The organism is Aeromonas sp. 2HA2 (assembly GCF_029237345.1).
In the GTDB taxonomy this organism is placed as follows: domain Bacteria; phylum Pseudomonadota; class Gammaproteobacteria; order Enterobacterales; family Aeromonadaceae; genus Aeromonas; species Aeromonas salmonicida.
Genome location: NZ_JAACGB010000009.1, coordinates 1 through 12,991, shown reverse-complemented (window position 1 = coordinate 12,991; position 12,991 = coordinate 1). Strand labels below are relative to the sequence as shown.

Genomic DNA, 12,991 nt, shown 5'->3' with positions numbered 1-12,991 from the left:
TGTGAGCGTCACCCTTGCTGTTTTTAATACCCTGCTTAAGGGGTTTGCACTCTGTGCTCCAACTGCCGTTCCTGCTGCTGGGTCAGTTCGCTGAGTTGTGCCATTTCGTCGATGGAGAGCACCTTCTCGGTATTGATGAGAATGACGAACTTTCCATTCACCTTGCCCATGCCGCTGATGAAGTCGGCCCGGATGTGAGCTCCGAAGCTGGGGGGCGGCTCTATCTTGTCGCAGGGAATGGTCAGCACCTCAGATACCGAATCCACCACGACGCCTATGTCCTGATTGCCATGCTCCGAGTCATCCGGGTGTATTCCTTCGATGATGACGATGCAGCTGCGGCGAGTGATGCTGGAGGGTGCGTTGCCAAAGCGGGCATTGAGATCCACCACTGATACCACAGCTCCCCTGAGGTTGATCACGCCCCGGATGAAGCTTGGCATCATGGGGATAGGAGTGATGTTGCCGTACTCGATGATCTCTTTGACCCCGAGAATATTGATGGCAAACATCTCGCCATTGATCAGGAATGTCAGGTATTGGGCGTCGCCCTGATTGTCATGGGCCAGTGTGCTGGGGGGCGCGGCCACTTCGGTTGACATGCTCATGGGTCTCTCCGATTAAAAGCGGACAAAGTCGGCTTCGTCAACCAGGGGTTGCGGCGCCGTGTTGCCGTGCAGCGGGTGTTGGGCAGGCATGACAAACTTGCCTCTGGGGGCCGAGCCTCTATGCGAGTTGTCACTCGGCTTTGAGGGCTTGGCCAGGTTTGCCAGCGAGAAGAAATCCATGGTTTGCTGCAGCTCGTTGGCCTGGGAGCTCATCTCCTCGGCGGTGGCGGCGAGTTCTTCGCTGCTGGCCGCGTTCTGCTGGGTCACCTGGTTAAGTTGACTCATGGCCATGCTGATCTGGTTGGCGGCGCTGGCCTGTTCGCCGGATGCCGCATTGATCTCCTGCACCAGATCGGATGTCTTGCGAATGGAAGGCACTATCTTGTCGAGCAGGCTACCTGCCTTTTCCGCGGTATCGACGCTGCTGGAAGAAAGCTCGCCTATCTCCTGCGCCGCTATCTGGCTGCGTTCGGCCAGTTTACGCACCTCGGCGGCCACCACGGCAAATCCCTTGCCGTGTTCACCGGCCCGTGCAGCCTCAATGGCGGCATTGAGTGCCAGCAGATTGGTCTGGTAGGCGATGTCATCGATGATGCTCACCTTGCGGGCGATCTGTTGCATTGCCGCCACGGTTTGTTGTACCGAGCGACCCCCTTCGGTGGCTTCAAGCACGGCGCCGCTCGCCATGTTGTCAGTGACCTTGGCGTTGTCGGTATTCTGGTTGATGCTGGCACTCATCTGTTCGATGGAGGCGCTGGTCTCCTCGACGCTTGCGGCCTGTTCGCTGGTGGCCTGGCTCAGGGATTGGGCCGTGGTACTGACCTGATTGGAGGCGTTGGTGAGGTTGTCGGCGGCGTTGCGCACCTCTTCAATAATGGCGGTCAAGGCGTCTATGGTGCTGTTGAGGCCATCCTTGGTCTGACCAAAAATGCCCGGGTAGGGTTGCTCAATTTTCTGGGTCAGGTCTCCCTGAGACAGGGCGGTGGCGATGCGCATCACATCCTTGAGGCTGGTGTCAGTAACATTGGACAACTGGTTCAGCAATTCGGACAGGCGCTTGATGTACCCCTGCCGGTTGTCCAGCGCTATCTTGTAGCTGAAATCCCCCTTCTCGACGGCCGCTGTGACCAGGGTTTCAATGTCATTGATGAGAGAGGTCAGCTTGTTGACCATGTTCTGCATGGCCATCAGCAGTTGGCCTGCTTCATCATGGGCACCAATGGTGATGGTGACATCCAGATTGCCTTCTGCCAGGTGGTTGGCTACCTGCAGCGCCTGATTGATGGGGGCAATAATGCTGCGGATGAGGACGATGCCAAACCAGGCCGCTGCCACTATGCCTGCTGTTATCACCCCCATCATGGTGAGCAGCATGGTGTCATACCAGGATTGGGCCTGCTCATATTCGGATTTGGCGACATCCAGTTGCAGGTTGACCAGCTCGGTTATCTTGTTGCCGATGGGGTCGATGGAGCCATAAAGTTTGCCGTCAAAGTCATTGAGCGTACCTGTGATGACACCGCGTTGGGTCGAAAGAAATTGCTCCAGCTGGGCGATATCGCGATCCGCCGCGCTGAACAGGTTGCCCGCCTCTGCTGACAGTTTCTGTTCTGCACCCGTTAATTCGGTGGACTGATAGTGCTGCCACTCCTGCTTGATCTGCTGCTGGGCCTGCTGGATATGTTGCAGCGCCTCTTCGGCACTGGTGAGACCCGCATTGGCCTTGTTGACGTTGTCTATGATGGCAACGGCGTAATTGTCGGAGATGGTTTTCAACTGCTTGAGCGGCACCACCCGGTCGTTATACACCCTCTGCAGGCCCTGATTGCTGCTCTGCATGTTGTAAAGTCCCAGCCCGCCCACCGCCAGCAGCAGCACGCATAACAGGCAGAGCAAGATGGTGAGGCGCATTTTAATGGTGGAGTTTTTGAACATGACTGGCTCCTGGCGTTAATTGGCTCTTGGTTGGGTTTGCATGCGAGGAATGGCGTACTGGCTCAGCTGACCCAGCTCCTGATCGATGGCATGTTGAATGAGGGAGGGGATGTCCAGGATCAGGGCGACCTCGCCCCCCCCCAAAATGGTGGAGCCACTGATTCCCTGCAGGCGTTGAAACAGCTTGCCGAGCGGCTTGATGACGGTCTGGAACTCCCCCAGCAGCTCGTCGACCACCAGCCCGGACTTCTTGCCGCCGTGACTGACGACGACGATGTTTTCCCTGCGTCCTCTTGCCCCCTCGACGTCGAAGTAGTGCTGAAGCCGGACAAATGGCAGCACCTCGCCACGCAGATTGATGTAGTTGCGTCCCTGGGTGTCAGCCAGTGCACTCTGGGTCAGCTCCACGCATTCGATCACCATGTCGAGCGGGATGACGTAATGGGTGGTGCTGACTCGAACCAGGAAGCCGTCGATGATGGCCAAAGTCAGTGGCAGTCTGATTTGAACCCGGGTGCCTTGTCCCGGCTTGCTGTCCAGCTCGACGCTGCCGCGCAGGGCCGTGATGTTGCGTTTGACCACGTCCATCCCGACGCCCCGGCCCGAGAGGTTGGTAACGGCCTCGGCGGTTGAGAAGCCAGCCTCGAAGATGAGCTGATAGATCTCCTGATCCGTCAATGTTGTGCCGGCGGTCACCAGCCCCCGCTCCTGCGCCTTTTGCAGGATCCTTGCCTTGTTGAGTCCGGCACCGTCGTCCAGGATCTCGATGACGATGCTGCCGGAGTCGTGATAGGCGTTGAGGGTCAAGGTGCCTCTTGCCGGTTTGCCGGCTGCGAGGCGCTGCTCGGCCGACTCTATGCCGTGATCCATGGAGTTGCGAACCAGATGCATCAGGGGATCGCCTATTTTTTCCACCACTGACTTGTCGAGCTCGGTATCTCCGCCCGTGATGACCAGCGCAATGTCCTTGTTCAGCTCGTGACTGACATCCCGCACGACCCGCTGGAAGCGGTTGAAGGTGTCGCCGATGGGCACCATGCGCAGGTGCAAGGCCCCGTCCCGGATCTCTTCAACCAGCATGGCGATGGTGGAGTTGGCCTCCTGCAGCTGGCTGTCCCGCGAGCGCTGTGCCAGCAGGCTGGCCCCCGAGCTGGCGACCACCAGTTCGCCGACCAGATTGATCAGCTCATCCAGTTTGTCGGCGTGTACCCGAACGTAGCGTCCCTCCTTGTTTTTGTTCTCCTTGTTCTGGTTCTGTTTCTTGAGCGCCGCGTCCACCACGACTCCGTCGACTGCACCCTGAGCGACCAGTATCTCTCCCAGCTTGCTGTTCTCTGTTCGCTGGTCGTCATGCTGAGTTTGCAGGCCCAGAGCCAGTTCGCTTGCCGTCAACGCTCCTGTCTTGACCAGCAGTTGCCCCAGCATGTCGTTGTCTTCCGGCAATTCATTGATGAGGTCTATGTATTCAGCAATCTTGCTATGCGGGGGTAATATGGTGATGCGGCAGTCGTCACGTACGAATTCAAACACATCGCTCAGGGTGCTCTTGTCAGCCTGGGTATCGACATCGAGTTCATAGCCGAGGTAGCAGGTTTCCGGATCAAAATGTTCCCAGTCGGGCAGGGCATCGTGGAGGGTTTCGATGGCGCAGAGGGTGCCCATGGTGCCGAGATAACGCAAAAATGAGGTGGGATCCATGCCGTTACGCAGCACATCCGGGCCAAAGCGCAGGGAGATGTGCCACAGGGAAGTGGCGCTGGTGTGCCCCTCCTCCTTGCTGACCGGGTCCGGGGGGGTTGACGCAGTGCGCTCCGGCAGCTGGCTCTGGCTGGCAGTTTGATGCCGAGCCAAATTAAGCCTCAGCTGAGCGTCTTGCGCCAGTTCATCGTCCCCTGGCGCCGACCCTAGCTCTGCAACCAGATAGACCAGTCGCTCGATATGATCCCGGCTCTCCAGCAGATCCTTGATGAGCGCAGTCGTGATCCCTAGTTGCTGATTGCGCACCTGATCGAGCAGATCCTCGACTATGTGGGTAAAGCTGACGATGGGCTGCAAGCCGAACAGGCCAGCGGAGCCCTTGATGGTATGTGCCGCCCGAAAGATGGCACCGATCAGCTCGCTGTTCTCCGGGTCGTTTTCCAGGGCCAGCAGGGAAGATTCCATCTCTTCCAGCAGTTCGCGTGCCTCGGCTATATAGGTTTGCAGGGCCTGATCAAGATTGATGCTCACGAATGCCTCCTTGTCACTGGGACTGCCTAGGCGTGATCTGCGCGGGGAATAAGGGTGGGATCGCCAAAGAAAGCAGCCAGCTGGCACAGCTCCAGCGCATCAAGCACCGCATGGCTGTGCATGACCAGATGCAGCGGATAACCCCCTTGCTGCATCGTTTTCTTGGCGGCCAGCAGCAGTTGCAGTCCGGCGCTATCCATCTCGGATACCCCAGAAAGATCCAGCTCCAGCGCCTGCTGGCGGTAGAGCAGGGGTGTGAGCGCCTGTTTGAGTTCGGCGGCGGTATAGATGGTCATCTCCCCCGATACTTTGACCAGGGTTTTGTGCTCACCCGTCTCTATGTGCAGCGGCATGGTCGCCTCCAGGCTCAGGGCATGATGAGCTTGGCGACAGCCGCCAGCATCTGGTCTGGCTGGAACGGCTTGACCACCCAGGCTTTGGCCCCGGCTGCTTGCCCCTCCTGCTTCTTGCTGTCCTGGGATTCAGTGGTCAGCATGATGACGGGGGTGAACTTGTAGCTGGCCAGTTTCTTGGCCTCCTTGACGAAGCTGATGCCGTCCATGTTCGGCATGTTGACGTCACTGATGATGAGATTGATCTTCTTGCCGTCGAGTTTTCTGAGGGCATCCTTGCCATCGCAGGCTTCCATCACCTCGTATCCGGCTCCCTTGAGTGTCATGCCGACCACTTGGCGAATAGTTGCCGAGTCATCCACGATCAGGACTGTTTTGGGCATAGTTTTCTCCTAGAAAAAAGTGACGTCTGTATTGCTGGATGCGTTGACCACAGTGGCTTGGCGGCGGCCGTGGTGAATATTGCGTTGTTCATCGGTGGCATAGGAGAGCTCCATCTCAGCCAGCCAGCTGTCTGCATCGATCTGGAGGGGGCCGGATTGATGGGGCCGGTTGCGGGAAGAAACCAGGTGGTCATAGAGACTGTCCATGTTCTGGCGTACGTGGTTGAGTATTTGACTGACCCTATCCTGGAACTGTAACGACACTATGACATCGGAGATCTCCCTGTGGATCCCTGCGCTCTCGCTCTGCAGCAAGACGGCTGATTCCGACAGGCTGGTGGTAGCCATACGAAAGCGCTCCAGTACTTGCTCGATGGCGCGTTCAGAGTCGCTGACCGCGGCTTGGTCTCGTGCGGCGGCGCTTTCTGCTATCTGGAAGGCGCGGCCGATACCTGTGTTGATGGTGTCGACCTTGTCCGTCATCTTTTGGGCCGTCTCGCTGGAGAGGCGTGAGAGGGTGCGAACTTCGTCGGCCACCACGGCAAAACCACGACCTGCCTCACCAGCCCGCGCGGCTTCGATGGCGGCATTGAGCGCCAGCAAGTTGGTCTGGGAGGCTATTTTGGCCACGTCGAGCGCCATGGTATTGAGTTCTATGGTGTAGGCGGTAAGGGTCTTGATCTCTGCCAGCATGGCGTCGCGATTGGCCTGCGCCGAATGCATGATGGTGAGCACCTGATTGAGCTGGGCCTGACTCTCGGCGAGTACGGCGGCCATGCCTGCCGACTTTGCCCCCCCCAGATCCCCGGCAGCATCGTGTGAGGCGGCTACTGCCTCTTCCAGTTTGGTGGTGAGCCCCGCAAAGCGCTGGGTCAAATCGATCATGGCCTCTTCGGTTTGCAGCCGAGAGTTTTCAATCTGTTGTGACCAGATGGGGACGGCCTTTTCACACACCTGCTCGAGTCCGATGATGGAGTGGTTGAGCTGGGCTGCTGACCAGGTATGAGCCTGCTCCTCTTCGTGGGGTCCTGACTCCTGCTTGTTGTGATAGTGGTGTGAGTTCCACACGGCGGCGCCCAGCGCCAGCGCGCCGTTGGCAAGCAGATAAGGCAGGGGGCTGCCGGCCAGCACCAGCAAGAGGGTGCTGAGCAGGCCTATGCCCAGGCAAGATGCCCAGCTCACCGGGTCCCAGAATGCAGTGGTCTCTGCCGTCTTGTGATCTGTCATACGCGAACTCATCCCTGCACGTGAGTTGAGATGGGAACCCGCCGCTCTCCCGCTGGTGACAAGAAGGATGAGCTGCGCCTGAACCCATAGTTACAAATGGCTCAGTAAGGTTAGCGCAAAAAAAGTACTTGGTTGCGAATTGGTCTTATTCGGGGGGGAGTACTGAGAAAACTGGAATATGGATGCGGTAGCGTGGTGATGATCTAACGAGTGGGAAGGTGGTAAAGGGAGAAGAGAGGAGCCTGATGATCAGGCTCCCGATGAGGATCAGGCCTGGTTGGCGTGGGCCTTCTGGCAGCCTTCGACGGCGTGGGCAATCAGCTCCAGCGCACTCTTGTCGCATGGGGGCAGTTCGGCATCGCATTGGCCGACAGGAGTGACGCGATCGCCCCATTTGATGATGGCGGCGCCCCAGGTCAGACCGGCACCGAAGGCGGCGGTGAGCAGATAGGAGTTCGGCTTGACGCGGCCTTGCTCCAGCGCTTCGCACAGGGCGATGGGCACGGTAGCGGCGGAGGTATTGCCGTAGTTTTCGATGTTGACCATCACCTTTTCCATGGGGGCATTCATGCGCTTGGCCAGAGTCTCGATGATGCGGATGTTGGCCTGGTGCGGCACTATGAGATCGACCTGTTCAGGGTCTATGCCAGCTTGAGCCAGCACTGAGCTGGTAGCTTCTCCCATGCCGCGCACGGCGCGTTTGAAGATCTCTGGTCCTTCGAAGTTGAAGGTGAAGAGGCCATCGACATCGGCAAAACGCACTCGATCGGTACCAAAGTTCGGGACGTGCAGTATTTCCCGCGCTTCGCTGTCACAGCCGAGCTTGTTGGCGATAAGGCCGCACTCCTGCTCGCTTGCTTCGATCACTACGGCACCTGCGCCATCGCCAAACAGCACGGCAGTGTCCCGGCGTGCCCAGTCCAGCAGATAGGTCAGGCGCTCGGCGCCGATCACCAGCACCTTCTTCATCATGCCGGTTTGTACCAGAGAGGTGGCGACGGAGAGGGAGTAGACGAAACCGGTACAGGCGGCGTTGAGGTCGAACACGGCGGCGTTGACGGCGCCGAGCTTCTTCTGCACCGCAGAGGCGGCGCTCGGCAGCAGATTATCCGGGGTGGCTGTGGCCAGTATGATGCCATCGAGATCGCTGGCGTCGAGACCGGCACAGGCGAGGGCGCGGCGACCGGCCAGGGTGGCGAGATCCGAGGTGCTGACATGGGAGATCCGGCGGGCCTTGATACCGGTACGCGGATAGATCCACTCATCCGACGTATCCATGATGGTGCTGAGGTCATCGTTGGTCAGCACAGAGGGAGGCAGACATTTGCCCCAACCGGTGATATTGGCGTATTTCATCTTGTTACCGCTTCTCAAAGTGGATCGCCCGCGGGCGGAAAATCGCGCAATTATGCCGCACGAGACAACCACTGTCATCTTGTGGTCATCGTTATCTGAAGGGTTACCTGAGTGGTCATCTGGCTGCAAGGCGGCTCGACAGGTGGCGTCTGTGGCCGAAAATAGCGGGAAATTTTGCTTAAAACGAAAGACGCCTCTGCCCTAAGATAGGGCTTTCCACCATGGATGGGGTCACCCCTTGCACAAAGCCAATCTCAACCTGTTGCCGACCCTCAAGGTGTTGCTGGAGACCCGCAACATCAGCCGGGCGGCGGAGCTGCTGCACCTGAGCCAGCCTTCCATCAGCAAGCAGCTCGGCCAGTTGCGCAACGAGTTTGGTGATGAACTGCTGGTGCGTGAAGGGCAACGCTGGTTGCTGACGCCCAGGGCCGAGACGCTGGCGGCTCAGCTGTCTGACTCCCTCTGTGCACTGGAGCGGCTCTATGAGGCGCCCGGGTTTGACCCTGGCCGCTGCGAGCGGGTATTCAGACTCGCCTCGTCCGATTACGTGGCCCAGCATATTCTGCCGGATATCTGTGCGGCGCTGGCCAGGGAAGCGCCCCTGGCTGCGCTGGAATACAGTCTGTGGGACAAGCGCCAGCTGCCACAGTTGTGGCAATCCGAGCTGGATCTGGTTTCCACTATCACGGATCTGGTGCCGGAGCAGATCCGTGGTCTGCATCAGGGAGAAGATCGGCTGGTGGTGTTGATGGGCAGCCACCACCCGTTGGCGGGCAATCCTCTAGGCCTGGATGAGTATCTCGCCTGGCCCCATCTGCAGGTGAGTGGCGGCGGAGACAAGGACAGCCCGGTAGAGCAGGTGCTGGCGCCGCAGGGGCTGCTTCGGCGCTGGTTTGCCCGTGTACCTTTCTTTCAGGCTGCGGTGGAGGTGTTGCTGCGCACCGATTGCCTGATGACGACGCCTGCCCATATTGCCTGGCAGCTCTCCCGCGAGCACGGGCTCACCTTTCAGGATCTGCCATTTGCGACTCGATCCCAGCAGTATCATCTGCTGTGGCATCAGCGCCATCATCAGGATCCTGCCCACAAGTGGTTTCGCGAGCTGGCTTACCCCTTCTTGCGGGAGCACCTGCAGCGCACCATTGCCGAGAGCCGCAAGCTGCTGGTTCGTGCCCGCTAGCCCAGTCAGTTGTACCAGACTATAGCCATTGGCTATGGAATCTATTCACAACTTTCACTTCTGGCATAACAAGCTGCCCCTTACCCTGAGCCCAGGTATTTACATTCAGCGTGCAGACAAGGAAAGGGTATGGAATTGACGAGTTGGCTGGCACTGGCCGCGATCTGTGTAATGGGGGCCATCAGCCCGGGGCCGAGTCTGGCGTTGATCATTCGCAACACTGTGCAGGGTGGGCAGGGGCACGGGGTGGCGACCGCCCTCGGTCACGGCATTGGGGTGGGGATCTATGCGCTCATTACTGCGCTGGGGCTGTCGGTGTTGATCACCCAGACGCCGCTGCTGTTTGATCTGATCCGCTACGGCGGCGCCGCGTTTCTCGCCTGGCTCGGCATCAAGGCGTTGCTTGCCAAGCCCGTCAGTGCCAAGACCGAGGAGGTGGTTCATCAACTGCGTGGCCGTCAGGGGGCATTCGAAGGCTTTATGGTGGCCTTTCTCAACCCCCAGCTCGCCATCTTCTTTATCGCCCTGTTCAGCCAGTTTGTGCGGGCCGACACTGGCTGGAACGAGGGGGGGATCATGATGCTCACCGCAGGCGGCATAGATGCTGTCTGGTACGTGCTGGTGGCGCTGGTACTCTCTCGCGGCCCAGTGCTGGCCTGGCTCAAGGCCAAGTCCGTTGTCATCGACAAGGTGAGTGGTCTGGTGCTGCTGGGGCTGGCGCTCAAAGTGGTGCTCTGAGGTTCGCTTGTCAGCGGCTCGTGCCATGAGGGCAGGGCCGCTGAACGAATTCCCGGCTCCACAGGCGGTACTGCGAGCGCCAGACGTTCAATCCTGTATTTCGCGGTGATCTTAAGCGGGATCAAGGCAAATCCAGGGTGACTGGCCTAGAGTGACGGGCATTTTCTGTCTGCCGATAGATTCAGAGACCATGCATCCACAGACTCATCACCACACACCGAAGCGCCTAGAACTGCTGGCTCCGGCCAAGAATCTCGCCTACGGCATCGAAGCGATCAACCATGGCGCCGATGCCGTCTATATAGGCGGCCCTGCCTTTGGTGCCCGCAGCGCGGCGGGCAACTCCCTCGATGATATCGAAGTGCTGGCGCGCCATGCCCACCGTTTCGGCGCCCAGGTCTTTGTCGCCTTCAACACCTTGCTGCACGATCACGAACTGGAGCAGGCCCGGCGCCTGACCCACCAGATCTACCAAGCGGGGGCCGATGCACTTATCGTGCAGGACATGGGGCTGCTGGCGCTCGATCTGCCGCCCATAGCGCTCCATGCCAGTACCCAGACCGACAACCGAACGCCACAGAAGGTGAAGTTTCTGCAGGATGTGGGCTTCTCTCAGGTGGTGTTGGCGCGCGAACTGTCCCTTGCGCAGATCCGCGAGATAAGCGCAGCGACCAATGTACAGCTGGAGTTCTTTATCCACGGCGCGCTCTGTGTCTCTTACAGCGGCCAGTGCAATATCAGCCATGCCCGCACCGGCCGCAGCGCCAATCGTGGCGAGTGTGCCCAGCTCTGCCGGCTGCCCTGTTCGCTGCAAAAGCCCGATGGGGAAGTGCTGGTGGCCGACAGTCACCTGTTGTCGCTCAAGGACATGGATCAGACCGACAATCTGGAGGCGCTGATCGCGGCAGGCATTCGCTCCTTCAAGATTGAGGGGCGCCTCAAGGGGCTCGATTATGTCAAGAACGTCACCGCCTGGTATCGCAAGAAGCTCGACGCCATTCTCGATAGCCGCTCCGATCTGGTGGCCGCCTCGGCGGGTCGTTGCAGCTACAGCTTCGAGCCGGATCCGAAAAAGAGCTTCAACCGTGGCGCTACCGACTATTTCCTCCATGGTCGCCAACAGGGGATCGATTCCACCCAAAGTCCGAAATACGTGGGCGAGCCGCTGGGGCGAGTCACCAAGGTGACTCGTGACGGTATCGAGATAGACGGCAAGCAGGTCACTCTCAACAACGGCGACGGTCTCGGCTTCTTCAAGCCGAACAAGGAGCTGGTGGGTATGCGCCTCAACAAGGTGGAAGAGAGAGCAGGACGTAAGCAGTTACTCTTCTCCGAGTCCATTCCTGGTCTGAAAGTGGGCACAGAAATCTACCGCAATCACGATCAGGCGTTCAGCAAGATGCTGGAGAAGGCGAGCGCGGATCGCCGTATCCGGGTCGATATGCAGCTCTCTGAGTGCGACGAAGGGATCCGGCTCGATCTCACCGATGAGCAGGGCATCAGCGCCACCGTCCGGCTTCCCTGCGACAAACAGCTTGCCGACAATCCGGAGTGGGCGCTGCAACAAGCGCGCGACCAGCTTGGCAAGCTCGGCAATACCTTGTTTGTGGCGCGCAAGATTGAGTTGGCATTCACTTACCCGCTATTCATCGCCGCGTCGATGCTCAACGGTCTTCGTCGGGACGGCATAGCCGCGCTGGAAGAGGCTCGTCTTGCCAGCTACCAGAGGCCCGAGCGGCGCATCGCCCTGCGGGATGTCAGCTATCCCCAGCACCGCCTCTCCTACCTTGGCAATGTGCTGAACAGTGCCGCCGAGCAGTTCTTCCGCGAGCACGGGGTGGAGCGCATCGCCCCCGCCTATGAGGCGAACAAGGAGGAGGGAGAAGTGGTGCTGATGATCACCAAGCACTGCATCCGCTACAGCCAGAACCTCTGCCCGAAAGAGGTGCCCGGTCTCAAGGCCGAGCCGCTGGAGCTCAAGATGGGTAAAGATACCTTCCGCCTGCGCTTTGACTGCCACCGCTGCGAAATGCAGGTGATGGGGAGCCTCAAGCGTTAATGGCCCATCAAGATACCAGACGGGGCATGCCACAGGGGTGGGTTTGATGGCAGTATAAGACGCTCGAGAGAGGGCCCGCTTGCCCGAGATGCCGCGGTCAACGGCTGGCATGGCGATGCCTTCTGTGGGGGCAAGCGAGTCGTCCTTGGGATCCCCGTTTTTTCGACAAATGGAGTTGTGATGGAAATCAAAGATCTGCCGTTTTGCACGACCCGCTGGGCCGATATAGCGCCGACCGAGCACAAGGGGGAAACCGGCGTTGCCCGTTGGCATACCCAAACCTTTGGTGCGCTGCGGGTTCGGATGGTGGAATATTCTGCTGGCTACCTGGCGGATCACTGGTGCAGCAAGGGCCACGTCCTGCTCTGCCTTGAGGGGGAGCTGCACACAGAGCTGCAGGATGGCCGGGTTTTCACCCTGACACCTGGTATGAGCTATCAGGTGGCCGACAACGCCGAGCCCCATAGATCCTTCACCGAGCAGGGTGCCAGGCTCTTTATCGTCGACTGAGCCGCTCACCTTCTTCCGCTGCCACTGAGGCCAACCACCATGCTCGAACTCAGGCCCAACTGTGAATGTTGTGACAAGGACCTGCCCGCCGACACCGGGCTTGCCTATATCTGCTCTTTCGAGTGCACCTTCTGCGCCGATTGCAGCGAGCACTATCTGCAACTGACTTGCCCCAACTGTGGCGGCGAACTGGTCAGGCGTCCCCGCCGCCCCACGGCCAAGCTGGCGAACAGTCCGGCTTCCATCAAGCGAATATTCAATCCGGCCCTGAGAAACAAGAGAGATAGCTAGCTGTGTAAACCCACCAGGTTGTTCACAGATTGAAGACGACTGATGGGGGGCTTATAGCCCAGACTTGCATGAGGACGATGCCAGTTGTACTCATGCAGCCACGGTTGCAAGTGTTCTGCCCG

General features: G+C 59.1%; 13 protein-coding genes. 5 read left to right on the top strand and 8 right to left on the bottom strand.

Translation table 11 applies throughout. The features are described from left to right. Nucleotides 1-35: 35 nt before the first annotated feature. The 7 genes from GWQ29_RS12940 to GWQ29_RS12910 all read right to left on the bottom strand — a co-directional run bounded on the left by GWQ29_RS12940 (nt 36) and on the right by GWQ29_RS12910 (nt 8,091). Nucleotides 36-608, bottom strand: a complete 573-nt coding sequence (locus GWQ29_RS12940; protein ID WP_275919587.1) for a chemotaxis protein CheW — start codon at nt 606-608, stop codon at nt 36-38. Nucleotides 609-620: 12 nt separating this feature from the next. Next, on the bottom strand, nt 621-2,543 hold the full coding sequence (locus GWQ29_RS12935) for a methyl-accepting chemotaxis protein (protein ID WP_111589501.1): 1,923 nt from the start codon (nt 2,541-2,543) through the stop codon (nt 621-623). 15 nt (nt 2,544-2,558) lie between these two features. Beyond that, entirely contained in the window at nt 2,559-4,772 is a 2,214-nt protein-coding gene (locus tag GWQ29_RS12930; RefSeq protein WP_275919586.1) for a chemotaxis protein CheA, read from the bottom strand. 26 nt (nt 4,773-4,798) lie between these two features. Continuing rightward, nucleotides 4,799-5,125 carry an STAS domain-containing protein gene (locus GWQ29_RS12925; RefSeq protein WP_265422128.1) on the bottom strand — a complete coding sequence of 109 codons (327 nt, stop codon included), beginning with the start codon at nt 5,123-5,125 and terminating at the stop codon, nt 4,799-4,801. 14 nt (nt 5,126-5,139) lie between these two features. Next, nucleotides 5,140-5,508, bottom strand: a complete 369-nt coding sequence (locus GWQ29_RS12920) for a response regulator (protein ID WP_021140510.1) — start codon at nt 5,506-5,508, stop codon at nt 5,140-5,142. A gap of 9 nt (nt 5,509-5,517) precedes the next feature. Then, nucleotides 5,518-6,735, bottom strand: a complete 1,218-nt coding sequence (locus GWQ29_RS12915) for a methyl-accepting chemotaxis protein (RefSeq protein ID WP_275919585.1) — start codon at nt 6,733-6,735, stop codon at nt 5,518-5,520. Nucleotides 6,736-7,002: 267 nt separating this feature from the next. Next, entirely contained in the window at nt 7,003-8,091 is a 1,089-nt protein-coding gene (locus GWQ29_RS12910) for a ketoacyl-ACP synthase III (protein WP_021140512.1), read from the bottom strand. A 238-nt stretch (nt 8,092-8,329) separates the two neighbouring features. On the opposite strand from GWQ29_RS12910, the gene GWQ29_RS12905 reads away from it, so the two are divergent. The 5 genes from GWQ29_RS12905 (at nt 8,330) to GWQ29_RS12885 (ending at nt 12,869) form a co-directional block, all read left to right on the top strand. After that, complete coding sequence (locus tag GWQ29_RS12905) at nt 8,330-9,271, top strand: LysR family transcriptional regulator (RefSeq protein ID WP_005311863.1); 942 nt, start codon at nt 8,330-8,332, stop codon at nt 9,269-9,271. Between the two features lie 129 nt (nt 9,272-9,400). Continuing rightward, nucleotides 9,401-10,009, top strand: coding sequence for a LysE family translocator (locus GWQ29_RS12900; protein ID WP_265456280.1), 609 nt, complete (start codon nt 9,401-9,403; stop codon nt 10,007-10,009). A 190-nt stretch (nt 10,010-10,199) separates the two neighbouring features. Next, nucleotides 10,200-12,068, top strand: a complete 1,869-nt coding sequence (locus GWQ29_RS12895) for a U32 family peptidase (protein WP_275919584.1) — start codon at nt 10,200-10,202, stop codon at nt 12,066-12,068. A gap of 180 nt (nt 12,069-12,248) precedes the next feature. After that, a complete protein-coding gene (locus GWQ29_RS12890) occupies nt 12,249-12,578 on the top strand; it encodes a DHCW motif cupin fold protein (RefSeq protein ID WP_275909071.1) in 330 nt (109 codons plus the stop codon). Between the two features lie 39 nt (nt 12,579-12,617). Further along, on the top strand, nt 12,618-12,869 hold the full coding sequence (locus tag GWQ29_RS12885) for a DUF1272 domain-containing protein (protein WP_058393546.1): 252 nt from the start codon (nt 12,618-12,620) through the stop codon (nt 12,867-12,869). Here GWQ29_RS12885 and GWQ29_RS12880 read toward each other — a convergent pair. Beyond that, nucleotides 12,866-12,991, bottom strand: a 126-nt coding sequence (locus GWQ29_RS12880; RefSeq protein WP_265421721.1) for an integrase core domain-containing protein, incomplete at its 5' end; no start/stop codon positions are given. The two genes, GWQ29_RS12885 and GWQ29_RS12880, sit on opposite strands and share 4 nt — an antisense overlap.